This window comes from Amycolatopsis sp. NPDC059021 (assembly GCF_042739895.1).
Taxonomy (GTDB): domain Bacteria; phylum Actinomycetota; class Actinomycetes; order Mycobacteriales; family Pseudonocardiaceae; genus Amycolatopsis.
Map to the genome: position 1 here is coordinate 53,344 of NZ_JBHYIQ010000035.1, position 23,584 is coordinate 76,927.

Here is a 23,584-nt window from a genome sequence, read left to right on the forward strand (position 1 = left end):
GATCGGACTGTGGGTAGCCTCGCGCGGCATGACCCAGGTTCAGGAGCTCACGCCCGAGGAGTACTACCGGTCGCGCCCGAAACAGACCGCGGGCGCCGGCGTGATCTACCGCAACCACGCAGGCCACGTCCTGCTCGTCAAAACCACCTACGGCGCACAGAAATGGGAAATCCCCGGCGGCGGGCTCGAGCACGGCGAATTCCCCCGCACCACCGCGCAACGCGAAGTGCAGGAGGAACTCGGCATCACCCGCGCACTCGGCCGCCTCCTCGCCATCGACTGGGTTCCCTACACCCCACCGATTCCCGGCGCCGCGCCGACCCACCTGGCCAACCACCTCTACGACGGCGGCATCCTCACCGACACCGACATCGCCGCCCTCCGGTGCGACCCCACCGAAATCGCCTACTTCGAATTCTGCGACCGCGACACCTACCACGCCCACCTCGAACCGCACATGGCCCGCCGCGTCGACGCCTGCCTCCCCGCACTACAAACCGGCCGAACACCCGACCTGCAACACGGATACGACCCAGCCCCCACCACAGCCTGACGCCCCGACTCGCCCACTGACAGCCGTCAAGGCGAGTTCGAGACTGCGAACATGCGCAGCGACAACACCCGGCCGGTGGCGTGCCTGGCCTCCCAGCGGGTACAAGTGCAGTCCACAGCACCGCGGATAGATCAACACCCACCGCCAGCAGGACCGATGAAAGTGAATGAAAAACGCCGTTACGGCTTCTAAACCTCCAGGTCAACAAGTGTCGTCCCCGCGCGAGCGGGGTTGGTCCCATGTCGGTGTTCGTCAGGTCGCTGATGACGACGTCGTCCCCGCGCGAGCGGGGTTGGTCCCAACGAGCGCTGGAACGACGAGCCGCCGCGCGCGTCGTCCCCGCGCGAGCGGGGTTGGTCCCCTGCCCTGGTAGTCCCAGTACATGACCTTCCCGTCGTCCCCGCGCGAGCGGGGTTGGTCCGGCCCGCCGGATCCGCGCGCGGCATGGTCTGTAGACGTCAGTCCCGAATTCTGCCAAGGAACGCGCGCCACGCCTTGCTCTTCACAGCGAGCTGCCCGCCGCGCGGATCTTTCGAGTCGCGAACACCGACCGCTGAGCCGTGCTTCACTTCAACGCAGTCGGCAGTCGCCTTGCTCCGACTCGACTTGAACCAGCCATCGCACCGCATCAGCTGCGGATTCCGCCGAGGAAGGCATTCCACGCCTCGCCTGGCACCGTCAGCTGCCCGCCGCGCGGATCCTTTGAGTCGCGGACGCCGACATCATGCGTCGCCTTCAGCGCGACCTCGACGCAGTCAGCATTGTCGGCGCTCCAACTGGACTTGATCCATCGGTCAGTCTTAGGCGGTAACGTCATCGTACGACTCCCATTCCTTGAGCACCTCGGTGATGCGTTTCTGCGTATCGGCCGCGCTCATCGCCCTCTTGCGTACCGACGCCGCAGCCTTGCGATGCGTCTCGACATCAGCTTCGTCGTGCAGGATGAGTCCAGCACCCTGCAGCTCGACGTTCACGATCGTTGGTTCGACACCGCCCGAATCGAGGACGATGAAGGCGCCGGTATCGGCGGGTGTCCATCCCGACTCGGTCGGAATCACGCGGATGTCGATGTTGGGAAGTTCGCTGAGCTCCAACAGATAGCGCAGCTGGTCGGCCCAGACCTGCCGTCCACCAGTGTTTTTGCGTAGTGCGACCTCGCCGAGCAGGACTTCGAGATGCGCCGGATCCTTGCGAGTGATCATGTTCCGGCGGCCGACGCGCACGGTCACGCGCTCACCGATCTCACTCGCGGGCACCTCAGCGGCAACCATGATCGCCCGGATGACATCCGTGGTCTGCAAGATGCCCGGAATAAGCAGCGGCGCGACCGCGCCTTCTGGTACCGATGTCACCTCAGCGCACCTCATGGCACGCCGTTTCTGGCAAGACTTCACGCCAACCGGCCCGGCGCCGGGGACAGCGGAACGCCCCGCCCACCCGAAGGCGCACGGAGCGTTCCGCGGTTGCCGTTAGCGCTCGGCGACAACCCGGAGAAGCGCCTTCCATGTCTCCCCGGGGACGGCCAATTGACCGGCCTCCGGCGCCTTGCTGTCTCGGATGCCGACCTTTTCACTGAGCCGGACTTCGACGCAGTCCGCCTTGTCCGGGCTGTAGCTCGACTTGAACCACGTGCCTCGCTGTATCATCCTTGCTCCAGTTCATGCAGAACCTTCGCGATGAGCTCCGCGGTGGCAGCGGGGCTCATCGCCTTCTCTCGCACCGCGTCGGCGTCCTGCCGGTGGCGGGCGATGTCTCCGGCAGATCGGAGCGTCAGACCGGATCCGTGCAGGTCCAAACTCACGATCGGCGCTGCCTGGTCGGATTCGATGAGCATGTATGCACCGACGAGCAGCGGTGACCAGCCCGAGTCGAATCCGACGATCCGGATATCGACATTCGGCAGCTCGCCCATATCGTTGAGGTAGCGCAGTTGATCGGCCCAAGTGTCCTTGTCCGCAATGCGATGCAGGAGAGCCGCTTCGCCGAGAAGCACTTCGAGGTGCGCCGGTTTCCGACGCGTGATCAGATCTCGACGACCGATGCGCGTGAACGTGCGTTCGTCAATCTCCTGTTCCGGAACCGCCGCGGCGCGCATCTGACTACGGATGACATCCGCAGTCTGCAGAATTCCCGGGATCTGCAACGGTGCAACCTGAATAACGTTGGTCGCGGTGCGCTCGGCGGCGAGCAGTTCGGCCAGCTCCGCGCGCCGTTCCGGCAGCGTGACTGCAAACCGTCGTGTCTGGCCGGCGCCTCTGGCGAGCGCCAGCAGTTCCTCAGCCTCTTCTTCGTTGAGCCCCAGAGCGTCGATCACGCCCTGGGCATCTTCGGGCGACAGGTCCCGATCCCCGCTTTCCCAGCGTGAAACAAGCCCGGGGCTGGTATGGCCGACGAGCACGCCAAGCTTCCGCTGCGAAATGCCACGACTCTCCCGCGCGCGGCGGAGCGCTTCGCCGACCGGTGGCGCCGGTCGCTTCGGGGTGATGTCAGCCATGCATCACATGCTACGGCAGCCCCCAAGCGCATTAGCTGCTGGGACGCCGACGGACACATGTCACCCGATCAGGTCATTGCGCCAGCCACATCTGCGCGATGACACTGATGCGCAACACCAGTCATCGCCTGTCATCGTGTGGCGACGAGCACAAAGAGCGTAACGGGGAGCGATCGTGCCGGATCAGCGGGATCAGCCGGGACTCAACTGGATCACACGTCTGGTCGTCCCTGCGAAGAGCCTCGATGGCGCAACGAGCCGCGTCATCATCGGCGTGCTCGACACTGACAAAGGCCCAAAACGCGCCCTGGTCATCGGCCACGACGCCGACCCGGTCGTGCTCCGCCGTCAGTCGATGGCCGAACTGATATCGCACGCGCGGGCCGTGCTGACCGAGAAGATCCCCGAGGACTGGACATGAGCCCCTACGACTCCCTGGATCGACCCGTCTGGGTCAGGATGCGGAACATTCTCCACGGCAGGAACAACGCCCTCGAAGTTGATCTCCAAGCGGTCGTCTACGTCGAGCCCGATTCTGTCTTCGCAGCGCGAGGTCATTGCGATCTCGTCGACGACAACTGGGTCGCGTCACGGGACGCGGACGTCTACGCCCCCGCGGCGCTGGATGGTCTGCGCACCTGGATCAATTTTGTTGGACCTGTCGCGATCATCGCTCCCGGGGTTATCGACCATGGCCGAGTTGCGGCGCTGCTCGGCGACTTGCACGAGAAGCTGTCAGAGCACAGCTTCCCGGTCGCAACTCTTGCGCTCGATCCCGGATACGAGGCAGCAACCGAGATTGTCACTTTCCTCGTTGCGGCGAGGACGATTTGTGCCCGGACCTGCACTCATCAGGCTCCTCGTTCGACCAGCTCAAGTTCGAGCGCGGCATCCATCCGCAGTGGTGCCGTCTCCGGCTCATCCCGGTCCGCCCACGACCAGCGCCCGCTGCGGTCGGCGTTCCGGCTCAACTGTGTCCGACGGGCGAACCGTGTCCGCTCAGTGTTCCCGGTTCGTGCGTGTCTGGTGGTGGGATAGTCGTGGACGCGTTGGGCAGGCACTTCGAGCGGCTTCGCGCACGCCGGTGGACGTTGTACTTCTTCGGCGTCGCGGACTCGCAGCCGCGCGGGCTGGCCGCGTCGTGGTGCTGGGACTCCTTCGCCGACGTCGTCATCGTCCGGGATGCCACCGCGGCCTCGGCGTTTCGTGCGGTGCTGCTGCCCGACACCGATCTGTTGAACCCGCAGATGGTGTGCTGGCAGTTCCACGGCGATCCGGTGACGGCGATCGACACGCTGCTGGCCTTACCGGAACCAGGTTCGCCCGGTGCCCCGGTTCGCGCGTCGGCGGCGGGGCCACGGTGCTCGGTACCGCTGGGCTGGCCGCGCCCGCAGATCCTCCCACCGGAGGATGAATCAGCGGGAGATCGGTCATGACCATGAGCGAACTCAGGTTCTCCTCGCCGCCACCGGCTCCGGCCCCTCGGCCGGTGACGTCGGCGAGGACAAGGGCGGCGGAACCAGCGCGCGTCGCGGCCGAGGGCCGCGCCCCTGGTCCCGCCGCCCGGCTCCCCGAAGTCGCACTGCCCGCGTACGGCACGAGCCGCCGTTCGGGAAGCTGGTATCTCGACCGCGAGGACGGCAACCAGCTGGCACCGAACCCGGTACGGGTGACGCAAGCACTGCTCGGTATGTCGCATCCCTACGAGGCCGACGAGTGGATGCTTCGGCGACTGCTGGAAGTCCTCCCGGACGTCGCCGAACTGGCCCGCGCGCCCTACCGCTGCCACGAACGCGTCCTGCGCTACCTGGCCAGCCACGCCGGCATCGCGCAGTTCGTGCTCGCCGACCTGCTCGTCCCGCCCGGCCAGCCCCTGCACACCGACATCCGGCACCACGCCCCGGACGCGACGATCTGCTACATCGGCACCGAGCCACTCGCGCTGGCGCATGCCCGTGCCCTGCTCACCGAGGACAACGTGTTCGTCGACGACGCGGACATCCTCCTCCCCGACACCCTCACCGTCCTGCCGGACCTGGATTTCGACCGTCCGGTCGCGGTCCTGCTCGGCACCGCCATCAGCCACTGCGACGACCCCGCCGCACGCGCACTCCTCGCCCGCTACACCCAAATACTGGCGCCAGGCAGCATCCTGGTCATCTCCGGCCACACCGCTCCGGCGGCGGGACCACGCGCGGCGATCGCCCGCGCCGTCGCCGACATCCACGCCACCTGCGGGCTCGAGCCGCTCCGATTCCGCATCATCCCCCAGCTCAACGCGCTGCTGCCCGACACCCTCACCGCGCTGCCGCCGGGCCCGCACCAGCCGGGCGGGTTCGTGCCCTGCGACCGGTGGTGGCCACCCGGCCCCCAGCTCGACCTCGCCCCGGCGCGCGCGACAGCACGGATGGTCAGCACCGTCGTGGCGAGAATCGAACCGACGACGAACACCGAGCACTGAACTTCCCTTACATGGCAACGAATTTAGGCGATGATAGCGATGGATGCTGTGATCTACGTCGACACCGACGCCATCCACCCCGTGGCCGACGGCCGCTGGCACCACGCCCGGCTGACCCGCGTACCCCAGCCCGGCGAAACCGTCACCATGCTCTGCGGCCTGACCGCCGCCGCGGAATTCGAGCAGTCGACCGAGCGCGACAGCCACGGTGTCCCGCAAACCTGCTGGGACTGCGACCTCGTCTACCGCCGCGAACACGACCTGGACGTCTGGCCCGGCCACCCCGCCCTCCCCCGGCGCCCCGTCCCGCACCCCCGCCGCACAGAAACCGCCCGTCCGAACCGGCATCACCAAGCACCGTAAGGAACCCTGTGGGACAACAACCACCGATGCCCGCCGCGATCGCACTCGGCGCCGGACTGCGCATCGCCCGCGAGCACCGCGGCATCAGCCTCCGCGCGATGGCCACCGCCCTGGGCCTCGAACCCGCCACCGTCTCCGTGCTCGAGCGGGCCATCCGCCCACCCACCGTCGAACTCACCACCCGCGTGCTCGGATTCCTCGCCGTCCACGGCGACGACTACCGGCGGCTGAGGAACCTGGCCCAGCACGTGAAAGACCCGAACTGGACCGAACCCGGCCCCTGCGAATACCCCGCACCACTGCTGGAATACGAACGCACCGCCACCACGATCCTCACCTGGGCACCGAAAGTCCTCCCGGATCTCGTGCAGACCCCCGACTACGCCCGCGCGGTCCTGGACTCCGGCATTCTCACCGGCGACGAAATCGGCCAGGAGCTCATGCTCCGCCTCGTCCGACAGGACGCGCTCAGCGGGGAGACCCCGGCCACCCTCACCATCCTGCTCTCGCAGGAAGCGCTCACACACCGCGTCGTGGGCCCCGGCGTACTGCACGAACAACTGCGCCACCTGCTCACCCTGATCGACACCGGCCAGGTCGCAGTACGGATCGTGCCCGCCGACCCGCACGGGCAGCCCAGCCTGCTCAGCCCGTTCTCGCTGCTCCGCTTTCCCCACAGCACCCCGGCGGTCACTGTCTGCCAAGACCACATCCACGCCTACTTCACCGAACCGTCCTATGTGGACCGATACGAGAACGCCGCCGACCGCCTGACACAGCGTGCGCTCCGCGAGCGAAATTCCCGCGCCCACATCAGCGAAGCACTCACCAACCTGAACAAGACCCGACAACATCACCATGCAGCGCCCACCCCATGACCAGGCGTTCGGAGAAGCCTTGGTGGCACGCATCGGTGACCTCATCGAAGAGTACGACGCGGTCCACGTCACCATGCTGACATGGCGCCCGGTATCGACCAGCCGCAGCCACCCGAAAGAAGTGAAAAGTGAAGGAGCGCAATGGAAAACGATGGTAATTCCGCTGCGCAGGCTCAGCAGGACGAGAAAACCGCGGAGCGCTGGGTCTTCGGCGGCTCACACGTGGATCAGGGAAAACCCGCACACGCCTGGCTCGACCCGAACGGCGCGCACCGCGTGTACAAGACGCGAGGCAGCTACACCGTCGGCGCGATCTACGCCGCCGCGGTCACCCGCGACGGCGACCGCGTCACCTTGTACGGCACACCGAAATACCTCGGAGACTTCTGCGATGACACCGCGCTCGTCGACCAGCTCGCCGCGCGGCACCGTGCCGCGGAGGCCGCGCCGAGCCTCGCCGCGCATGAACGCGCCGCCAAACAGAAAGACCCGCTGGAACGGGCGATCGACCGGCTGACCGAGCTGGCCGCGCACATCGCCCCAGCACAACGAACCGGATTCGCAGCGTACGTCCTTACACGGCTTATGCGAGGCCGGCGGTGACCTCCCCCTGGCAGGTAGTGAAGGAAGATCTCGAAGCCACCATCGAGTTCACCGAGCAAGCGTGGCTCGCAGCGGCGCAGCTCCTGGAAGCATCAAAAGCCGCGGCGACGACGTTCGAACGAGTCGCTCCCCACGTCAGCTCCAACCCAGCGTTCCAGCATGCCGCCGAAGAGATCAAGAAGCTGGTGAGCCTCGCCGAGCAGGCATACGTGACCGCGCCGACCTGCTACCACGCCGCGGACGACGCGAACCGCTCGTTCACGTGACAACAGGTTCGCCTCACTCGACTCGGGATCGGGAACGCCAACGGCGAGAACAACCAAAAGGGGCCGATCGACGCCTTCGACAGTCCTCGGCAACGCCCTCTGGAAGATTCACCCGCCAGGCATTACCGTTGCGCAGAGGTAACACGGACCATGGTGAACATGGCCCTCGACGAAACCGACCACCGACCCGTGTCCCGAACACCCGGAGCCATCGCCGAGTTCTACGGCACCATCACCCAGCTCCTCGACACCTTCAGCACACTGCGCTGCGAACGCGGCCCCGAGCAAGCGACCTTCGACCTGATCGCCGTCATCAAACCCGAAGACCGCAACTGGGCCCACGTCCACCTCGCCGTCGCCATCGCCGCCCTCGACGAAGCCACCACGCCGCCCAGCAGCCAACCTCGCCGCAGCCACCCTGGCAGTTCAGCGCAGCAGGGCCCGGATCGCCTTGGTCACCGCGGGAACCGCCTCGGTGACCGTCGGGGAGAGCCCTACGCCGAGGTCCAGGTTCGCGGCTTCGACGGCGAAGACGATCAGTTCGCCGGGCACGCGACCGAGTGCCGCGCCAAGCCGGACGGCGTCCGGGATGCCCAGGGCGTGTGAGCTCGCACTGCCGCGCCCGGGTGGCTGTCCGTCCACTGTGGATTGCCAGATCCGGCCGGGGGTGCTCGGTTCGCAGAGCACGGCGTCGACCACGATCGCGAGGTCGGCTCCCGTCCAGGCGTCGAGCAGGGCGGCGGGTTCGCCGTCGCAGATCGTCGTGGTGACGCCCGGGATCGGGTCACTGTCGAGTTCGGTGACGACGGCGAGGCCGACACCGTCGTCGTGGCGGTATTCGTTGCCGACGCCGATCACCACCACGCGACGCGGTGTCATCGGCCCTCCAGGCGCAGGTCGAGGAAGTGGGCCGAGCAGGAGATGCACGGGTCGTAGTTGCGGATCGTGCGCTCGCACAGCGCGGTGAGTTCGGGATCGGGGAGGTCGAGGTTGGCGCCGACGACCCGGCGCAGGTCGTCCTCGATCGCGGCCTGGTTCTGGGAAGTGGGCGGGATGATCGTCGCGGAACGGATCAGGCCGTCGGCGTCGAGTTCGTAGCGGTGGTAGAGGGTGCCTCGCGGCGCTTCGCTGATTCCGTGGCCGATTCCCGCTTGCGCGGGAACGTCGACAGCCGGGCGCGGGGGTCGCTCGTAGGCGTCGATGATCCGCAAGGCTTCGTCGATCGCATAGACCAGTTCGACACCACGGACCAGCAGACTGCGGAACGGGTTGCGGCACACCGGCCCCAGCCCGGCCTCGGTGGCGGCCTGGCGGGCGGTCTCGGAGAGTTCGGCGGAGTTCAGGGTGTAGCGGGCCAGTGGTCCGGTGAGATACCGATGTCCGTCGAGGGCTGCTTGCAACGCGGTGGAGTGCGGGACCTGGTTCTCCACGACGTGCCGGGAGAACTCGGCGGGGGCGAACGCGGCGCCGGACGTCGAGTGGAGGACGCCGTCGGCGATCGCGTACCGGCCGGGTTCGCGACCGGCGAGGAAGTCGTGCTCGAGTTCCAGGTCGGGGAACTCGAAGCCGGCGGTCCAGCGCACGGTGCCGAGCGCGTCGTCGAGGGCTCGGCGCAGGGTTTCGGCCAGCGGCCGCAGCTCGGCGCGGGTCGGTAACGAGTAGAAGCCGCCGACGCGGACGTTGACCGGGTGGATCGCCCGGCCACCGATGGTCTCCAGCAGGGTGTTGCCCGCCTTCTTCAGCGCCAGGCCGCGTTCGACGACGTCACGGTGCCGGGTGGCGAGGCTGACCGCGTCGGGATGGCCGAGGAAGTCGGGGGCGTGCAGCAGGTAGATGTGCAGGGCGTGGCTGGAGATCCATTCGCCGCAGTACAACAACCTCCTGACGTCGGCAAGCACCGGCGGGAGTGTGACGCCGCAGGCCTGTTCGATCGCATTGCAGGCGCTGGTCTGGTAGGCGACCGGGCAGATGCCGCAGATCCGCGCGGTGATGTCGGGCGGTTCGGTGTGGGCGCGACCGCGCAGGAACGCCTCGAAGAACCGCGGTGGCTCGTAGATGTTCAACTCGGCCCGCTCCACGCGGCCGTCCTCGACGATCACCCGCAAGGCGCCTTCGCCTTCGACCCGTGCGAGCGAGCTGACCCGCAGTTGCCTGCTGCGGTGGCTCATCCCTGTCCCCCTTCGCGGTGGGTTTCGGTCACGGTGAACGTGCTGAACACGCGGTCCACGTCGTCGCCGGACATCCCGCGCGAGCGCAGGAGCGGGACCAGCACCGGGGTGTTCGGTCTCGTCATTGGGCCGAAGCAGCCGAAGCAGCCGCGGTGCACCGATGGGCAGAGCGCGCCGCAGCCCGCCCTGGTGACCGGCCCGAGGCATGGCGTGCCCTCGGCGACCAGGACACAGCTCAGGCCGCGGCGTTTGCACTCGGTGCACACACTGGTGCCGGGCAGATCCGGCTTGCGCCCGGCCAGCAGGGCGCTGAGGGTCTCGAGCAGTTGCCCGCGATCGATCGGGCAGCCGTGCAGTTCGTGGTCCACCGGGACGTGGGCGGCGATCGGTGTCGAGGTGGCGAGCGCGTCGATGTACTCGGGATTGGCGTAGACGACGGAGGCGAACTCGTTGACGTCTGCGAAGTTGCGCAGTGCCTGGACACCGCCCGCCGTGGCGCACGCGCCGATCGTCACGAGCACCTTCGACTCCGCGCGCACCCGCTGAATACGCCGCAGATCTGCTTGCGTGGTAATGGATCCTTCGACGAGCGACACGTCGTATGGACCCGGCATCACCTCGCTGGACGCTTCCAGGAAATGAGCGATCCGTACTCGATCGGCCAGTGCGAGTAGCTCATCCTCGCAGTCCAGCAAGGTCAGCTGGCAGCCGTCGCAGGAGGCGAACTTCCAGACGGCGAGCGTCGGCTTCCCCATCACAGCTCCTTCACCGCCAGCAGCGGGCCGGCGACCGTGTAGTCCACCACCGGACCGTCGCGGCAGACGAGCAGCGGGCCGAGCTGGCAGTGACCACACAGCCCGATGCCGCATTTCATCGACCGTTCCAGGGAAACCCGGATGGCCTTAGGGGGAATTCCTTTGTCCAGCAGGATTTCCGCGCAGAACCGCATCATCGGCTCGGGACCGCACAGAAAGGCGCGGGTCCGCTCCGGTTCGAGACTGAGCCCGGACAGCGGTTCGGTCACGAAGCCGACCGGCCCGGTCCAGCCCGGCGCCGGGCGGTCGATCGTGCGCACGAGTTCGACGTCGTGCCGCTCGGCCCACGCGTCGAGTTCGTGGGGGAAAAGGAAGTCCCCCGGTGTGCGGGCGCCGGCGACCACGATGACCCGCCGGTAGTCGTCCCGGTGCACAAGCGCGTCGAGCAGCACCGGTCGCAGCGGGCACAGCCCGGCCCCGCCCGCGACGATGACGACGTCGTTTCCCGCCGCGTCCTCGATGTTCCAGCTGGTCCCGAACGGCCCCCGGACGCCGAGTACCGTTCCCGGCGTCATCGCGCACAGCGCGCGGCTCACCGCGCCGACCGCGCGAACGGTGTGTGCCGGGCCCGGCCCGCTGACCGAGATCGCCACCTCCCCGACGCCGTGGACGTAGAGCATCATGAACTGCCCGAGCCGGGCCGTGGGCAACGGCGCCGCGACCGGTTCCAGCCGCAGGGTGACCGAATCGGCCGTCTCGGCCCTGCGCGCGACCACCCGGTACGGCGTGGGCAGCATCGGCTCGGTGCACGTCATCGCGCGCCTCCGGCCAGCTTCGCCGCCTCTTCGGTGATGTCGATGCCTGCCGGGCACCAGGCGATGCACCGTCCACATCCGACGCACCCGGAGCCGCCGAACTGCTCGTGCCAGGTGCCGAGCTTGTGGCTGAACCACTGCCGGTACCTGCTCGAACCGGACGTGCGGACGCTGCCGCCGTGTACGTAGGAGAAGTCGAGCTCGAAGCAGGAAACCCAGCGCTGCCACCGTTCCGCGTGGTCGTCGGTCAGTTCCGTGACGTCTTCGGTGGTGGTGCAGAAGCAGGTCGGGCACACCATGGTGCAGTTGGCGCAGGTGAGACAGCGGCTCGCCACTTCCTCCCACTGCGGAGACTCCCGCGCGTCGCGGATCACCGCCGGGAGATTGGCGTCCGGCATGGCCCGGCCCATGCGCCCGGCGGCCGCGGTGACGTCCTTACGTGCCGCAGCCACCTCCGCCGGCGCGGCCGTCGTGGTGGGCACGTGGCCGAGGATCCGAGCGCCCTCATCGGTCGCCACATCGACGAGGAAGCGGTGCCCGGCGGCGTCGATGCGCTCGGTCAGGGCGAGGTCGTAGCCGGGCCCTGCGGCGGGCCCTGTGCCCATCGACGTGCAGAAGCACAGCTCCCCCGGCTCGGTGCAGTTCACCGCGACGACGAACAACGACCGGCGGCGTCGCGCGTACGAGCCGTCGGGGTGCCGCCCGGCATCGAGCACCTTGTCGAGCACGGCGATCGCCGCGAGGTCGCAGCCACGCACGCCGAGGAACGCGTACTTCGGCACCTCGTCCGGCGCGGGGGTGAAGGCGCCGTCGCGATCGGCGTCGAACAGCTTGCGGCGTGGTGGGTGCAAGTAGCGTTTCCACGACTGCGGGCCCGCCGAATGGCCGAACACCGCCGCGTCGTCACGGCGGCGCAGGCGATAGTGGCCCGGCCCGGTAGTGACGCCCCAGCCCGCGGGAAGCTGCCTGCCCGAGGCGAGTTCGTCCAGCACGATCGCGGCGTCCCGCACGGTCGGCCCGATCACCCGGTACCCCGCGCCGATCAGCACGTCGACAAGGCCGTCCAGTCCTGCCCGATCCAGTATCGCCGGTTCCCGGCTCGTCATGTCCCACCTCCGGTTCCACTGAACCGATGGCGTGGCGGTCCGCCCTAGGGCCGAAGGTCACCGGCAGCCCGCCGACCCGGGAATAGGGACCAAAGACCCGGCGAGCGGTACGTCCTGCCCTGTCCGTGCCGGCCCGGCGGACGGCACCGTGGTGACCGGCGAACGGGTGGGAGGTGGCATGGAGATCCGGCCGGAGCCTGGGAAGCGCCGGGCACTCGTCGAGGTGCGCGGAACCGTGCAGGGCGTCGGCTTCCGCCCGTTCGTCTACCGCCTCGCCGAGCGGTTCGGCATCGACGGCGATGTGCGCAACGCGGGTGGATACGTGGTGATCCGGGCGCAGGCACCGGACACCCGGCTCGCCGGGTTCGTCGAAGAACTCGCCGGTTCCGCCCCGGCGCAGGCGAAGGTCACCGGAGTCGACGTGACGCCGCTGCCCGGGGATGTGGTGCTCCTGCCGGGTTTCCGGGTCGTCGGGAGTGTCCGGGGCAGGGCCGCCGCCCCGGAGGTGCCGCCCGACCTCGCGACCTGCCCGGAGTGCGTGCGGGAGCTGTTCGACCCGGCCGACCGCCGCTACCGCTACCCGTTCCTGAACTGCACCGCCTGCGGCCCGCGGGCCACCATCATCGAAAGCCTCCCCTACGACCGGGCGAGCACCGCGATGCGGGCGTTCCCGCTGTGTCCGGCCTGCGAAGCGGAGTACCGCGATCCCGCGGACCGCCGGTTCCACGCCGAACCGATCGCCTGTCCGGAGTGCGGACCGCGGCTCTCGTGGTTTCCGGGCCCGACGGCGACCGCACACGAAGAGAATGCCCTCGCCCAGGCCTGCCGGGTCATCGACGGCGGCGGACTTGTCGCGGTCAAGGGCCTCGGCGGCTACCAGCTGGTGTGCGACGCGGCCGACGATCGGGCCGTAAGACGGCTGCGAGCGGCCAAACCCCGGCCGTCGAAACCGCTGGCGGTCATGGTGCCGGACCTGCCCACGGCCCGTCATCTGTCCTTTGTGGACAATGCGTCCGAGCGCCTGCTGACCTCCGCCGCCGCGCCGATCGTCCTGCTGCCCCTGCGCGAGGACGCGCCCCTCTCCCCCGGGATCGCACCGGGGCTCCGCGAGGTCGGCGTGTTCCTGCCGACCTCGCCGGTGCACCATCTGCTGCTGGCCGATCTCGGCCGTCCGCTCGTGGTCACCAGCGGCAACCGGGCGGGCGGGCCGATCGTCACGCACGACGCGGTCGCGCACCGCGTGCTCGGCCCCATCACCGATGGCCTGCTCAGTCATGATCGGCCGATCTGGTCCCGTTACGACGACTCGGTCGTGCACGCCGCGGCCGGTCGCACGAGCATGATCCGCCGGGCACGCGGGTATGCACCTGCTCCGCTGCGTCTGCCCTTCAGCTGCCCGAAACCCGTTGTCGGGCTCGGCGCCCAGCTGAAGAACACCATCACCCTCGCGCGCGGCGAGCTGGCGTATCTCGGGCCGCACGGCGGTGACCTCGAGGACGCCGAGACCCTGGCGGCGTTCGGCCAGTCGGTACGCGATCTGTGCCGCCTGCACGACACCGACCCGGGCCTTTGCGCTCACGACCTTCACCCCGGTTACCTGTCGACGCAGTATGCGGCGCGGTGGCCCGCCGGGAAACGGATCGCCGTCCAGCACCATCACGCGCACGTCGCCGCGACCGCGGCCGAGCACGGCGTCACCGGCCCGTTCGTCGGTGTCGCGCTCGACGGGCTTGGGCTCGGCGACGACGGCACGTTCTGGGGCGGGGAGGTGCTTTTGGCCAGCTACACCGGCTACCGGCGGTTCGGCCGCTTCGCCACGGCTCCGCTGCCAGGCGGCGCGGCAGCCGTGCGCCGGCCGGCGCGGATGGCGCTCGGATACCTCTACGGCGCCGAGAACTTCGACGTCGGCGAGTTGCCGCTGCCCGACAGCCTTCGCGAACGCATGGGCGAACGCGAAATCAGCGTCGTGCGCACGATGATCGAGCGGAACATCAACTGCCCCAGAGCTTCCAGCGCCGGACGGTTGTTCGACGCGCTCGGGTCGCTGCTCGGCCTGTGTGACGACAACGGCTACGAGGGCGAAGCCGCCGCTCGCCTCGAAGCCGCCGCGACCGGGCAGAGCACGTCCGGTGCATTGGAGTGGGAGTTGCGTTATCGCGATCGTCTGTGGGTCTACGACCCCGTCCCCACTCTGCGGGACGCCTTGGAGTCCATAAAGGACAGTATGGTCGGCGAGATCGCCGCCCGGTTCCACCAGACCGTCGCCGAGGCCGTGATCGCGCTCGCCGCGAAGGCGGCCGCCGCCCTTGGCACCGACGTGGTGTGTCTCGGCGGCGGGGTCTTCCAGAACGCGCTGCTCGCCGCCCTGGTCCACAACGGACTCACCGACGCCGGGCTGCGGCCGCTCTCCGGTGAACACGTGCCGATGAACGACGGCGGAATCAGCTTCGGCCAGGCGGCGATCGCCTGTGCCCGGTTGCGCGAAAGGTGAGCCGCGATGTGCCTGGGAATACCCGGCAGGATAGTCGCCGTGTCCGTGGCCGGGCAGGGCCCGCGGATGGGCACGGTCGACTTCGACGGGGTACGCCGTGAGGTGTGCCTGGCCTACTCACCGGAAGCCGACATAGGTGACTACGTCATCGTGCACGTCGGCTTCGCGATCAGCGTGGTCGACGAGGCCGAAGCCGAAAAGACCCTCGCCGTGCTCCGCGCCATCCCGGACGCGCTCGCGGGCGAGCTGGGACCGGAGGTGACCGCGTGAAATACCTCGACGAGTACCGCAACCCGGTGCTGGCACGGCGGTTGCTGGCCGAACTCGAAGCGCTCGCGACCCGGCCGTGGGCGATCATGGAGGTGTGCGGCGGGCAGACGCACACCCTGGTCCGGCAAGGCATCGACGAACTGCTGCCCGCCGGGATGCGGATGATCCACGGGCCCGGCTGCCCGGTGTGCGTCACCCCGCTGGAGATGATCGACAAGGCCGTGGCCATCGCCACGCGGCCCGACGTGATCTTCACCAGCTACGGCGACATGCTCCGCGTGCCCGGAACCCACGGCGACCTGCTCGGCGTGAAAGCGCGAGGCGGCGACGTCCGCGTCGTCTACACCCCGCTCGACGCCGTCCGGATCGCCCAGGAAAACCCCGGCAGGCAGGTGGTCTTCTTCGCCGTTGGCTTCGAGACCACCGCACCGGCCAATGCGATGGCCGTCGTGCACGCGGCCGAATCCGGCATCGGGAACTTCTCCGTGCTCGTCAGCCACGTCTTGGTGCCACCCGCGATCACCGCCATCCTCGACGCCCCGGACAACCAGGTCCAGGCGTTCCTCGCCGCCGGTCACGTGTGCGCCGTGATGGGCTGGACCGAGTACGACCCGATCGCGGCGCGCTACCGGGTCCCGATCGTCGTCACCGGCTTCGAGCCCCTCGACCTGCTGGAGGGAATCGTGATGGCGACACGCCAGCTCGAAGAGGGCCGAGCCACCGTCGAGAACCAGTACGCCAGGGCAGTACGCCGCTCCGGAAACACCGCCGCGCAGGACGTCGTACACCGGGTTTTCCGCGTCACCGAACGAAACTGGCGCGGGATCGGGCCGATTGCGGACAGCGGGCTCACGTTGACACCGGAGTTCGCCGCGTTCGACGCCGACACCCGCTTCGCCACCGCCGGACTTCGGGCCGCCGAGCACCCGGACTGCATCGCCGGGGACATTCTCCGCGGCACCGCCGAGCCCACCGGCTGCACTGCGTACGGCACCACCTGCACGCCACGCACGCCGCTCGGCGCGCCGATGGTGTCCGCCGAGGGCACCTGCGCCGCCTTCTTCGCAGCGGGCCGCCGACCATCCACAATGGAGGGAACACGATGAGCACGATCGACCCGCTGCGGGCCACCTGCCCCGCGCCCGTCACCGAAACCGAACGGGTCCTGCTCGGTCACGGCTCCGGCGGCCGCCTGATGGCCGAACTCCTCGACGACGTCGTGTCCGGCGGGCTCGGCGAGACCGGCCCGCTGGAGGACGCGGCCCTCCTCGGCGTCGGCGACACCGAACTCGTCTTCAGCACGGACAGCTTCGTCGTCACGCCTCGGGTCTTCCCCGGTGGCGACATCGGTTCGCTCGCCGTGTACGGCACGGTCAACGACCTGGCGATGCGCGGCGCCCGTCCGGTGGCGCTGGCGCTGGCCTACATCCTGGAGGAGGGCCTGCCGATCACCGAGTTGCGTGCGATCACCGTCTCGGTCGCCACCGCCGCCCGTGAATGCGGGATCCGAGTCGTCACCGGCGACACCAAGGTCGTCGGCCGCGGCGCCGCCGACGGCGTTTACCTCACGACGACAGGCATCGGCGTTCGCATGCTCGACGCCTACCCCTCGGCGTCGAGCGGTGTCCCCGGCGACATCGTCCTGATCTCCGGGCCGATCGGCGCCCACGGCACCGCGATCATGAGCGCCCGCGAGGGGCTCGGCTTCGAGAGCGAGATCCATTCCGACAGCCGGCCCCTGCACGACCTCGTGGCCGCCATGATCACCGCGGGCGGACCCCAGGTGCACACGCTACGGGACCCGACCCGGGGCGGGCTGGCGAGCGCGCTCAACGAACTGGCCGAGGCATCCGATGTCGCCATCGAGATCAACGACGCCGACGTCCCGGTGCCGGTCCAGGTCGCCTCGGCCTGTGAACTGCTCGGTCTCGATCCCCTGCACGTAGCCAACGAGGGCTGCCTCGTCGCCTTCGTCGCACCGACCGCCGCCGACAGAGTCCTCGCCGCGATGCGCACGCACCCCGCCGGACGGCACGCCCGCGCCATCGGTGTGGTCCGCGAAACCGCCGGCGACCTGCCCCGCGTCACCGCGCGCACGCTGGTCGGCGCGACACGGGTGGTCGACATGCTCATCGGCGAACAACTCCCCCGGATCTGCTGACCTATGACTGACGCCCTTGACCGGCACGACCGAAGGAGGGGTTTCCCGGTATATCCACCCCAGGCCGGCGCTCATCAGCCAGTAACGGACAGGCTCATACCAACGACCTTTCGGTAACCAGCTAGCCGAAGGGGACCATATGCCATCGCATGAAAATGATCCGATACCCGATCACAAAAGCGCAGAGGAACTACTACGAGAGTACCGCCACCTGGTCAGCCAGCTGAGTTCGATATCCGATCGGTTGCGCGAGTGGAATATCTCAATCGGGCCCTGGCGACTGACAAAGTCGGTAGGAACCGTGCACATTGCGATAATTGCCATACTATGGCACCTGACCGCGCTAGTCGCCGGTGTTGCATCCTTGACATTCTGGGATGCCAAGGAGTTCAGTATTGCACTGATCGTCGGCTCACTGTTCGGCATCGGAAGCTTTCTCTCACAGGTATGGGCACAGGGCATGGCTCGTGAGCGCGAGTTCATTCACAAGGTCGCAAATGAGCACGAGCTATCAGATTTGCGTATTTTACTTGAAAGACTAAATCAGGTTGAGGCGAAGCTGGCGACCCACCGTGGCGCTTCGGAAGCCTAACAACGTGGACTGGGAGCGAGGTCTGACCGATAGCCCATGCCAGTATGATCACCCGCCAGCCCACCGCTCGTAAGCGGTGACGGCGGTCGGCAGGGTCGGGAAGACCCGGTCGGTGCCGATCGCCTCGAGCATCCCGAACCTCGCCAGGTCGTGACACAGCTCCTGTTTGGCCCGCGCCAGCGCGAACACGATCCCTCGGGCGGTCATCTCGGTCCGGAGCCGGTCGAGCGCGTCGGCCGCGGTGACGTCGAGATCGACGATCGCTTCGGCGTTGAGCACGAACCAGCGCACCGGCCCCTTCGCCGCCGTGACGGCGGCCAATGCCCTGCGGTGGAAGTCCTCGGCGTTGGCGAAGCACAGCGGAGCGTCATAGCGGTAAACGACCAGCCCCGCGACCGTCCGCACCTCAGGATAATCGTCGATGTCATGCATTCCCGCCACCCCGCGCGCGTAGCCGAGGACAGCCGCGTGCGGACGTGCGATCCGGCGCAGCAGATCCAAAATGGACAGTCCGACGGCCGCAAGCACGCCATACAGCACGCCTAGGCCGAGTACCCCGGCCGTGGTCAGGACGGCGAGCACGAACTCGCTGCGCCGGAACCGGGCGATCCGCCGGAACTCCCGGACGTCGATGAGCGTCAACGCGGCGTAGACGACCAGTGCGCCGAGCGCGGCGGCCGGGAATGCCGCCAGTACCGGTCCGGCGAAGACCAGCACGCCGAGCACGGCCAGCAGCGCGACGAGGGAATGGAGCTGGGTGCGGCTGCCCGCGGCGGCGCCCAGCGCGGTCCGGCTTCCGCTGCTGCTCACCGGAAAGCCGTGCACCAGTCCGGCGGCGATGTTCGCGATGCCGAGTGCCCGAAGCTCCTGCTGCGCGTCGATCACTTCGCCACGCCGGTCGGCGAACGCCCGCGCGGTCAGCACGTTGTCCGAGAAGCCGACGATCGCGATCCCGGCGGCAGGCAGCACGAGCTCGCCCACCTCGCCCATGCCGATCTTTCCGCCGACCGGAGGCAGCCCGCGCGAAACCTCCCCGACCACGTCGATCCCGTACCGTGCCAGCCCGAACACCCCCACGACAGCGGTGGCGAGGAGCAACACCAGCAACGGGGCGGGGAGGCGGGGGAATCCAGCGCCGGGCGCACAGCAGACAGGCCAGGACCGTGCCGCTGAGGACGAGGGTCGGCACGTGCACCGAACCCGCCTGCGCGACGAACGACCGCAGCCGGTCCACGAATTCGCCGCTGCCAGGCGGCACCCGGGTCACCCTGCCCAGCTGCCCGACGATCATGATGAGGGCGATCCCGGCGAGGTAGCCGACCAGCACCGGTTTCGACAGCAGCTCCGCCAGCACGCCCAGCCGAGCCAGCCCCGCCAGCAGGCACAGGCAACCGACCAGCACCGCGAGCACGGCCGCGAACAATCCGTACCGCCGGGGATCGCCCACCGCCAACGGAGCAAGCACGGCCGCGGTCATCAACGCCGTCGTGGACTCCGGGCCGACCGACAACTGCGTAGACGAGCCGAACACCACGTACACGCCCAGTGCGACCACGGCCGCCCAAAGCCCCGAAGCCGCCGGAACACCGGCGACCTGGGCATAGGCCATCACCTGCGGCACGAGATACGCCGCCACCGTCACACCCGCGACGACGTCGGCGCGCATCCAGCCGCGCCGATAGCCCCGCAGACGCACGGCACCGGGCACCACCGCGGACCATCGCATAGCTCGCAGTGTCCGGGCGCCGTTCCCGGCGGCCCAGAGCCGAAAGTCCCGGCACCGGCGGCAACAGTCCACCGGGACTTTCGGCCCCGCTGTGCTGCCCGGACCGCAGGGCCTGTCGGCGGCGAAACCAGGCAGTACGCCCCTGTGAGCCACACCACACGCAGCGGCACGCTGGAGAGGTCGACCACCCGATTGAGACGAGGCCGCCATGTCCCTCCAACCCGAGGCCCCGGTGACCACGGCCTCGCCGCGACGAAACCGCCACGACCGCCTCACCCTGCGTCCGGCGGGCTACGTCGAGCCGCGGTACGCGGATCTGCGCGATAAGCGGCTCGCCGCCACGCTGTCCGCCGAAGACCACGCCGAGGCGAACGGCATGGATCCCTTCGAACGCATCACCTGCCGGGTCCACCGCGGCTGGCTGCACCACTGCGTCTCCTCACCGCTGCACGTCGTCGTGGTGACGGGCCACCGCTGGTGCCGCGCGTGCTCCCGGGCGCTCACGGTCGCCGTGGACGAACTCGCGGGTGACGTGGCCCTTTCCTGCCCGCGCTGTGGGCCGGCCCCGCTCACCAGGCCGACACAACAGATCGTCCGTGCCTGCCGCGCCAGTCTCGCCGCAGCACACGACAGCGCGGCCCCCTGCCGATAAGGCACTCCGGCACGGCCGGATGGGCCTTGGTCCCTATCCGGCAGGGCCGGATCACCGGGATTCTCGGCACATGACGATCGACACCGACGTCCGTGCCGAGGATCCCCGCGAACCGACCGACCGGCTGCTGCGAGACCTGCGAACCCGTCCGGAAGGACTCACGAACCGGGAAGCCGCCCGGCGCCTGGAGGTCCACGGACCGAACGAACTGTCCCGACGCCGCCAGGGCAACTGGGCGACGCGGCTGCTCCGGCAGTTCACTCACCCGCTCGCCCTTTTGCTGTGGCTCGCGGCGGCGCTCGCGACGGTCTCCGGCACGACGGCGCTCGGTATCGCGATCGTGACCGTCATCGTGCTCAACGCTGCCCTCGCGTTTCTCCAGGAACGCCAGGCGGAACGGGCCGTGGAGGCGCTGGCGGGCTACCTCTCGACCAAGGCCAAGGTGATCCGCGACGGTGCGCGCACCGTGGTGGAAGCCCGCGACCTCGTGCCCGGCGACATCCTGCTCGTGGAGGAAGGAGACCGTGTCCCGGCCGATGTCCGGATGCTGCAAGGCGCCGTCGAGGTCGATCTGTCCACATTGACCGGTGAGTCCCTGCCCGCCTACCGCGCGGCGGATCTGACCGATGTGGACGGTTCCCTGCTCGACGCCCGCGATCTGCTCTTCAGCGGGACCAGCTGCACCGGCGGCGAGGCCACCGGCGTGGTCTTCGCCACCGGCATGCAGACCGAACTGGGGCGCATAGCCGCGCTTTCCCAGCGCGTCGGCCGCGAGGAAAGCCCGCTCGAAAAGCAGGTCAAACGCGTCGCCTGGCTCATCGCGATCGTCGCGGTGGGAGCGGGCATCGCCTTCCTGCCGCTCGGCGCTTTCCTCGCCGGGCTGCCGATCGCCGACGCCGTCAACTTCGCGATCGGGCTGCTGGTCGCGAACGTCCCGGAAGGACTACTGCCGACCATCACGCTGGCGTTGGCCGTCGGTGTCCGGGTACTCGCCAGGAGCGGGGCCGTGGTCAAACGGCTCTCCGCCGTCGAAACACTCGGCTCGACGTCGGTGATCTGCACCGACAAGACCGGGACCCTGACCCAGAACCGCATGCGGGTCACCGAGGTCTGGACCCCGGACGGTCGTATCGAGCCGGGAGACACCCCCGATTCCCCTGCCGCCACGCTGCTCGCCGGCGTCCTCACCTCGTGCACGAGCGCCGAGTTCGACCCGGACCACCCCGGGAAAGCCACCGGCGATCCGACCGAGATCGCCCTGCTGCGCACCGCCACGGACTGGGGTGCCGACGTTTCCGTCGCCCACCGGGACGAGCACCGCCTGCGGCTGTTCCACTTCGATCCCGCACTGCGCCTCATGTCCACTGTGGATAGTAACGAGCGAGGACGAACGGTCAACGTCAAGGGCGCTCCCGAAGAAGTACTCGCCAGGACCACCGGAATCGTCACGGCGGACTGTATCGCAAAACCGCTGAGCCCCACCGACCGTGCCGAAATCACCGAGCTGATCTCCCAGTACGCCTCGCGCGGGTTGCGGCTTCTCGCGATCGCCCGGCGCGACCTCCAGCCGGACGAATCGCTCCCCGAAAACCGGGACGACGCCGAACGCGACCTGGTCCTCCTCGGTGTGGTGGCGATGTTCGATCCACCTCGCCCCGAAGTGGCCGACGCCGTCGCCCGCTGTCACACCGCCGGAGTCCGGCTCATCGTCGTCACCGGAGACCACCCGCTGACCGCCGCCGAAATCGCCCGGCAGGTCGGCATCGCACGCAACGGCAGCACCGTGCTCACCGGTGCCGATCTCGACGCGATGAGCGAGGAGAAGCTCGACGAACTCCTCGGCGGTGGCCAGGAACTGATCTTCGCGAGGACGTCGCCGGAGGCGAAGCTGCGCATCGCCGACGCATTGCGCGCTCAGGGCAACGTCGTCGCGATGACCGGTGACGGCGTCAACGACGCACCCGCACTGCGCCGGGCGGACATCGGGGTCGCCATGGGACGCGCCGGCACGGACGTCGCACGGGAGGCGTCGACGATGGTGCTCACCGACGACAACTTCGCGACCATCGTGTCCGCCGTCCAAGAGGGACGGCGGGTGTATGACAACGTCCGCAAGTTCATCGTCTACATCTTCGCCCACGCCACCCCCGAAGTCGTCCCGTTCCTGCTGTTCGCCCTGTCCGGCGGCCAGATCCCCTTGCCACTGACCGTCCTCCAGATCCTGGCGATCGACCTCGGCACCGAAACACTGCCCGCGCTCGCACTGGGCCGCGAACCCGCCGAACCCGGGCTGATGCGCCGCCCGCCACGACGACGCACCGCCGGCGTCATCGACGCCCGCATGCTCGGCAGGGCCTGGGGCCTGCTCGGCGGCATCTCCGCGGTACTCGTCCTGGGCGGGTTCTTCCTGACGCTCCTGACCGGCGGCTGGTATCCGGGCGCGCCCGTCGGCGAGGGCCAGCCGTTGCACCACGTCTGGGAGCAGGCGACCACCATGACCTTCCTCGGCATCGTCGCCTGCCAGCTCGGCACCGCGTTCGCCGCGCGCACCCAGCACGCGTCACTGCGGGCGATCGGGCCCTTCAGCAACCGGCTGCTGCTCTGGGGTATCGCGTTCGAGGTGCTGTTCGCGGCGGCGGTCATCACCCTCCCACCGCTGCGGCACGTCTTCGGCACCGCACTTCCCTCACCGCGGGACCTCGCCATCCTGCCGTTGTTCCCGGTCCTGGTGTGGGGAGCCGACGAACTCTGGCGCCGACGTCGCCGACGTCGCGAAGAACGGCGCTTTGTCTGAGCCGTGACGCACCGATGTCCTCACCGAGGAACCCGAAGCTCACCGATCACCCGTTGAGTCCACCGCAGGATTGGCCAGGGGCCAAGGCTATCGCCGTCGCCGTTGCGCTATCCCGAGAACCAGTCCGATGCCGATGGCCAGCGCGAACAGGCCGACCCGAATCTGCCAGCTCATCTCGGGCCGGCCCTCGGCGAAGGACGACGCTCGGGCATCCTCGCCCCATGCCGGTCCCGCCGATGTGGCGAGACAGAACGCGATGGCCGAAAACGCCGCTCCGATCAGCCGAACCTTCGTCACCCGAGGACGAGCCTTTCGGCCCTGTGCGTGAACAACCCACCGCGGCATCCTGAAGACAGTCCAGGGCCGCCGCACCGCTGGACCTTCCCCGGGCACCGCTCCCCGCCCCCGCCGGGGAAGGGGTGGCCGTCCTCCCCTG

General features: G+C 68.8%; 28 protein-coding genes, 1 pseudogene and 1 CRISPR repeat array. Of the genes and pseudogenes, 16 read left to right on the forward strand and 13 right to left on the reverse strand.

What is annotated here, in order from left to right; genetic code table 11:
- Positions 1–28 precede the first annotated feature (28 nt).
- Positions 29–553 (forward strand): NUDIX domain-containing protein, encoded by a 525-nt coding sequence (locus ACFWX1_RS21565; protein WP_378389891.1) that lies wholly within the window; start codon positions 29–31, stop codon positions 551–553.
- 209 nt (positions 554–762) lie between these two features.
- A CRISPR array of direct repeats spans positions 763–975; the repeat unit is 30 nt; unit sequence CGTCGTCCCCGCGCGAGCGGGGTTGGTCCC.
- Between the two features lie 36 nt (positions 976–1,011).
- Here the strand turns inward: ACFWX1_RS21565 and ACFWX1_RS21570 are convergent.
- The 5 genes from ACFWX1_RS21570 to ACFWX1_RS21590 all read right to left on the reverse strand — a co-directional run bounded on the left by ACFWX1_RS21570 (position 1,012) and on the right by ACFWX1_RS21590 (position 3,047).
- Positions 1,012–1,182 carry a DUF397 domain-containing protein gene (locus ACFWX1_RS21570; protein WP_378389893.1) on the reverse strand — a complete coding sequence of 57 codons (171 nt, stop codon included), beginning with the start codon at positions 1,180–1,182 and terminating at the stop codon, positions 1,012–1,014.
- Positions 1,182–1,370, reverse strand: coding sequence for a DUF397 domain-containing protein (locus ACFWX1_RS21575; protein ID WP_378389895.1), 189 nt, complete (start codon positions 1,368–1,370; stop codon positions 1,182–1,184). The genes ACFWX1_RS21570 and ACFWX1_RS21575 overlap by 1 nt, the downstream gene beginning before the upstream one ends.
- Positions 1,354–1,905: a DUF5753 domain-containing protein gene (locus tag ACFWX1_RS21580; protein ID WP_378389897.1), complete on the reverse strand. Its 552-nt coding sequence runs from the start codon at positions 1,903–1,905 to the stop codon at positions 1,354–1,356. The genes ACFWX1_RS21575 and ACFWX1_RS21580 overlap by 17 nt, the downstream gene beginning before the upstream one ends.
- Before the next feature lie 117 nt (positions 1,906–2,022).
- Positions 2,023–2,199: a DUF397 domain-containing protein gene (locus ACFWX1_RS21585; protein WP_378389899.1), complete on the reverse strand. Its 177-nt coding sequence runs from the start codon at positions 2,197–2,199 to the stop codon at positions 2,023–2,025.
- On the reverse strand, positions 2,196–3,047 hold the full coding sequence (locus tag ACFWX1_RS21590; RefSeq protein ID WP_378389900.1) for a helix-turn-helix domain-containing protein: 852 nt from the start codon (positions 3,045–3,047) through the stop codon (positions 2,196–2,198). The genes ACFWX1_RS21585 and ACFWX1_RS21590 overlap by 4 nt, the downstream gene beginning before the upstream one ends.
- Before the next feature lie 175 nt (positions 3,048–3,222).
- Between ACFWX1_RS21590 and ACFWX1_RS21595 the strand changes: the two genes are divergently transcribed.
- The 8 genes from ACFWX1_RS21595 to ACFWX1_RS21630 all read left to right on the forward strand — a co-directional run bounded on the left by ACFWX1_RS21595 (position 3,223) and on the right by ACFWX1_RS21630 (position 7,618).
- Positions 3,223–3,468 (forward strand): hypothetical protein, encoded by a 246-nt coding sequence (locus ACFWX1_RS21595; protein ID WP_378389902.1) that lies wholly within the window; start codon positions 3,223–3,225, stop codon positions 3,466–3,468.
- Entirely contained in the window at positions 3,465–4,085 is a 621-nt protein-coding gene (locus tag ACFWX1_RS21600) for a hypothetical protein (RefSeq protein ID WP_378389904.1), read from the forward strand. Before ACFWX1_RS21595 ends, ACFWX1_RS21600 begins: the two co-directional genes overlap by 4 nt.
- Before the next feature lie 2 nt (positions 4,086–4,087).
- Positions 4,088–4,483 (forward strand): hypothetical protein, encoded by a 396-nt coding sequence (locus tag ACFWX1_RS21605; RefSeq protein WP_378389905.1) that lies wholly within the window; start codon positions 4,088–4,090, stop codon positions 4,481–4,483.
- A complete protein-coding gene (locus tag ACFWX1_RS21610; RefSeq protein ID WP_378389907.1) occupies positions 4,480–5,508 on the forward strand; it encodes an SAM-dependent methyltransferase in 1,029 nt (342 codons plus the stop codon). The genes ACFWX1_RS21605 and ACFWX1_RS21610 overlap by 4 nt, the downstream gene beginning before the upstream one ends.
- A 39-nt stretch (positions 5,509–5,547) precedes the next feature.
- Complete coding sequence (locus ACFWX1_RS21615) at positions 5,548–5,871, forward strand: zinc finger protein (RefSeq protein ID WP_378389909.1); 324 nt, start codon at positions 5,548–5,550, stop codon at positions 5,869–5,871.
- 26 nt (positions 5,872–5,897) lie between these two features.
- Entirely contained in the window at positions 5,898–6,749 is an 852-nt protein-coding gene (locus tag ACFWX1_RS21620; RefSeq protein WP_378389911.1) for a helix-turn-helix domain-containing protein, read from the forward strand.
- A 141-nt stretch (positions 6,750–6,890) separates the two neighbouring features.
- Complete coding sequence (locus tag ACFWX1_RS21625; RefSeq protein ID WP_378389913.1) at positions 6,891–7,352, forward strand: hypothetical protein; 462 nt, start codon at positions 6,891–6,893, stop codon at positions 7,350–7,352.
- Positions 7,349–7,618 carry a hypothetical protein gene (locus ACFWX1_RS21630; protein WP_378389915.1) on the forward strand — a complete coding sequence of 90 codons (270 nt, stop codon included), beginning with the start codon at positions 7,349–7,351 and terminating at the stop codon, positions 7,616–7,618. The genes ACFWX1_RS21625 and ACFWX1_RS21630 overlap by 4 nt, the downstream gene beginning before the upstream one ends.
- Before the next feature lie 426 nt (positions 7,619–8,044).
- Here the strand turns inward: ACFWX1_RS21630 and ACFWX1_RS21635 are convergent, their stop codons facing one another.
- From ACFWX1_RS21635 to ACFWX1_RS21655, 5 genes are read right to left on the reverse strand one after another with little or no spacing between them, the layout of a single operon-like run.
- Positions 8,045–8,497: a hydrogenase maturation protease gene (locus ACFWX1_RS21635; RefSeq protein WP_378389916.1), complete on the reverse strand. Its 453-nt coding sequence runs from the start codon at positions 8,495–8,497 to the stop codon at positions 8,045–8,047.
- Complete coding sequence (locus ACFWX1_RS21640) at positions 8,494–9,786, reverse strand: Ni/Fe hydrogenase subunit alpha (protein WP_378389918.1); 1,293 nt, start codon at positions 9,784–9,786, stop codon at positions 8,494–8,496. The genes ACFWX1_RS21635 and ACFWX1_RS21640 overlap by 4 nt, the downstream gene beginning before the upstream one ends.
- On the reverse strand, positions 9,783–10,541 hold the full coding sequence (locus ACFWX1_RS21645; RefSeq protein ID WP_378389920.1) for an oxidoreductase: 759 nt from the start codon (positions 10,539–10,541) through the stop codon (positions 9,783–9,785). Before ACFWX1_RS21645 ends, ACFWX1_RS21640 begins: the two co-directional genes overlap by 4 nt.
- The gene (locus ACFWX1_RS21650) at positions 10,541–11,356 is read right to left on the reverse strand and encodes an FAD/NAD(P)-binding protein (RefSeq protein ID WP_378389922.1); all 816 of its coding nucleotides are present in this window, start codon (positions 11,354–11,356) and stop codon (positions 10,541–10,543) included. Before ACFWX1_RS21650 ends, ACFWX1_RS21645 begins: the two co-directional genes overlap by 1 nt.
- A complete protein-coding gene (locus ACFWX1_RS21655; RefSeq protein WP_378389924.1) occupies positions 11,353–12,462 on the reverse strand; it encodes a 4Fe-4S dicluster domain-containing protein in 1,110 nt (369 codons plus the stop codon). The genes ACFWX1_RS21650 and ACFWX1_RS21655 overlap by 4 nt, the downstream gene beginning before the upstream one ends.
- Before the next feature lie 178 nt (positions 12,463–12,640).
- Here ACFWX1_RS21655 and hypF point away from each other — a divergent pair, with 178 nt between their 5' ends.
- The 5 genes from hypF to ACFWX1_RS21680 all read left to right on the forward strand — a co-directional run bounded on the left by hypF (position 12,641) and on the right by ACFWX1_RS21680 (position 17,976).
- Positions 12,641–14,953 (forward strand): carbamoyltransferase HypF, encoded by a 2,313-nt coding sequence (gene hypF / locus ACFWX1_RS21660; protein WP_378389926.1) that lies wholly within the window; start codon positions 12,641–12,643, stop codon positions 14,951–14,953.
- A gap of 6 nt (positions 14,954–14,959) precedes the next feature.
- Positions 14,960–15,223, forward strand: coding sequence for a HypC/HybG/HupF family hydrogenase formation chaperone (locus ACFWX1_RS21665; protein WP_378389927.1), 264 nt, complete (start codon positions 14,960–14,962; stop codon positions 15,221–15,223).
- Positions 15,220–16,329, forward strand: coding sequence for a hydrogenase formation protein HypD (gene hypD, locus ACFWX1_RS21670; protein WP_378389929.1), 1,110 nt, complete (start codon positions 15,220–15,222; stop codon positions 16,327–16,329). The genes ACFWX1_RS21665 and hypD overlap by 4 nt, the downstream gene beginning before the upstream one ends.
- Complete coding sequence (hypE, locus tag ACFWX1_RS21675) at positions 16,326–17,384, forward strand: hydrogenase expression/formation protein HypE (protein ID WP_378389931.1); 1,059 nt, start codon at positions 16,326–16,328, stop codon at positions 17,382–17,384. Before hypD ends, hypE begins: the two co-directional genes overlap by 4 nt.
- A gap of 139 nt (positions 17,385–17,523) precedes the next feature.
- The gene (locus tag ACFWX1_RS21680; RefSeq protein WP_378389933.1) at positions 17,524–17,976 is read left to right on the forward strand and encodes a hypothetical protein; all 453 of its coding nucleotides are present in this window, start codon (positions 17,524–17,526) and stop codon (positions 17,974–17,976) included.
- Between the two features lie 48 nt (positions 17,977–18,024).
- Here ACFWX1_RS21680 and ACFWX1_RS21685 read toward each other — a convergent pair whose 3' ends face one another.
- Positions 18,025–18,408, reverse strand: coding sequence for an STAS domain-containing protein (locus tag ACFWX1_RS21685; protein ID WP_378389956.1), 384 nt, complete (start codon positions 18,406–18,408; stop codon positions 18,025–18,027).
- 192 nt (positions 18,409–18,600) lie between these two features.
- A pseudogene (locus ACFWX1_RS21690) lies at positions 18,601–19,912 on the reverse strand (SulP family inorganic anion transporter); the annotation flags it as partial.
- On the opposite strand from ACFWX1_RS21690, the gene ACFWX1_RS21695 reads away from it, so the two are divergent.
- On the forward strand, positions 19,911–20,354 hold the full coding sequence (locus tag ACFWX1_RS21695; protein ID WP_378389934.1) for a hypothetical protein: 444 nt from the start codon (positions 19,911–19,913) through the stop codon (positions 20,352–20,354). The pseudogene ACFWX1_RS21690 and the gene ACFWX1_RS21695 sit on opposite strands and share 2 nt — an antisense overlap.
- 70 nt (positions 20,355–20,424) lie before the next feature.
- Positions 20,425–23,148 (forward strand): cation-translocating P-type ATPase, encoded by a 2,724-nt coding sequence (locus tag ACFWX1_RS21700; protein WP_378389936.1) that lies wholly within the window; start codon positions 20,425–20,427, stop codon positions 23,146–23,148.
- A gap of 87 nt (positions 23,149–23,235) precedes the next feature.
- Here the strand turns inward: ACFWX1_RS21700 and ACFWX1_RS21705 are convergent, their stop codons facing one another.
- Positions 23,236–23,445: a hypothetical protein gene (locus tag ACFWX1_RS21705; protein ID WP_378389938.1), complete on the reverse strand. Its 210-nt coding sequence runs from the start codon at positions 23,443–23,445 to the stop codon at positions 23,236–23,238.
- Between the last annotated feature and the right edge of the window lie 139 nt (positions 23,446–23,584).

Bases quoted from the DNA above. Each gene is read 5' to 3' on its own strand.
- hypF (WP_378389926.1), top strand. From the start codon at position 12,641: ATGGAGATCCGGCCGGAGCCTGGGAAGCGCCGGGCACTCGTCGAGGTG.
- ACFWX1_RS21640 (WP_378389918.1), bottom strand. From the start codon at position 9,786: ATGAGCCACCGCAGCAGGCAACTGCGGGTCAGCTCGCTCGCACGGGTC.
- ACFWX1_RS21590 (WP_378389900.1), bottom strand. From the start codon at position 3,047: ATGGCTGACATCACCCCGAAGCGACCGGCGCCACCGGTCGGCGAAGCG.
- ACFWX1_RS21700 (WP_378389936.1), top strand. From the start codon at position 20,425: ATGACGATCGACACCGACGTCCGTGCCGAGGATCCCCGCGAACCGACC.
- ACFWX1_RS21570 (WP_378389893.1), bottom strand. From the start codon at position 1,182: ATGCGGTGCGATGGCTGGTTCAAGTCGAGTCGGAGCAAGGCGACTGCC.
- ACFWX1_RS21650 (WP_378389922.1), bottom strand. From the start codon at position 11,356: ATGACGTGCACCGAGCCGATGCTGCCCACGCCGTACCGGGTGGTCGCG.
- ACFWX1_RS21695 (WP_378389934.1), top strand. From the start codon at position 19,911: ATGTCCCTCCAACCCGAGGCCCCGGTGACCACGGCCTCGCCGCGACGA.
- ACFWX1_RS21575 (WP_378389895.1), bottom strand. From the start codon at position 1,370: ATGACGTTACCGCCTAAGACTGACCGATGGATCAAGTCCAGTTGGAGC.
- hypE (WP_378389931.1), top strand. From the start codon at position 16,326: ATGAGCACGATCGACCCGCTGCGGGCCACCTGCCCCGCGCCCGTCACC.
- ACFWX1_RS21655 (WP_378389924.1), bottom strand. From the start codon at position 12,462: ATGACGAGCCGGGAACCGGCGATACTGGATCGGGCAGGACTGGACGGC.
- ACFWX1_RS21600 (WP_378389904.1), top strand. From the start codon at position 3,465: ATGAGCCCCTACGACTCCCTGGATCGACCCGTCTGGGTCAGGATGCGG.
- ACFWX1_RS21585 (WP_378389899.1), bottom strand. From the start codon at position 2,199: ATGATACAGCGAGGCACGTGGTTCAAGTCGAGCTACAGCCCGGACAAG.
- ACFWX1_RS21615 (WP_378389909.1), top strand. From the start codon at position 5,548: ATGGATGCTGTGATCTACGTCGACACCGACGCCATCCACCCCGTGGCC.
- ACFWX1_RS21685 (WP_378389956.1), bottom strand. From the start codon at position 18,408: ATGCATGACATCGACGATTATCCTGAGGTGCGGACGGTCGCGGGGCTG.
- ACFWX1_RS21610 (WP_378389907.1), top strand. From the start codon at position 4,480: ATGACCATGAGCGAACTCAGGTTCTCCTCGCCGCCACCGGCTCCGGCC.
- ACFWX1_RS21625 (WP_378389913.1), top strand. From the start codon at position 6,891: ATGGAAAACGATGGTAATTCCGCTGCGCAGGCTCAGCAGGACGAGAAA.
- ACFWX1_RS21665 (WP_378389927.1), top strand. From the start codon at position 14,960: ATGTGCCTGGGAATACCCGGCAGGATAGTCGCCGTGTCCGTGGCCGGG.
- ACFWX1_RS21645 (WP_378389920.1), bottom strand. From the start codon at position 10,541: ATGGGGAAGCCGACGCTCGCCGTCTGGAAGTTCGCCTCCTGCGACGGC.
- ACFWX1_RS21620 (WP_378389911.1), top strand. From the start codon at position 5,898: ATGCCCGCCGCGATCGCACTCGGCGCCGGACTGCGCATCGCCCGCGAG.
- ACFWX1_RS21680 (WP_378389933.1), top strand. From the start codon at position 17,524: ATGCCATCGCATGAAAATGATCCGATACCCGATCACAAAAGCGCAGAG.
- ACFWX1_RS21565 (WP_378389891.1), top strand. From the start codon at position 29: ATGACCCAGGTTCAGGAGCTCACGCCCGAGGAGTACTACCGGTCGCGC.
- ACFWX1_RS21635 (WP_378389916.1), bottom strand. From the start codon at position 8,497: ATGACACCGCGTCGCGTGGTGGTGATCGGCGTCGGCAACGAATACCGC.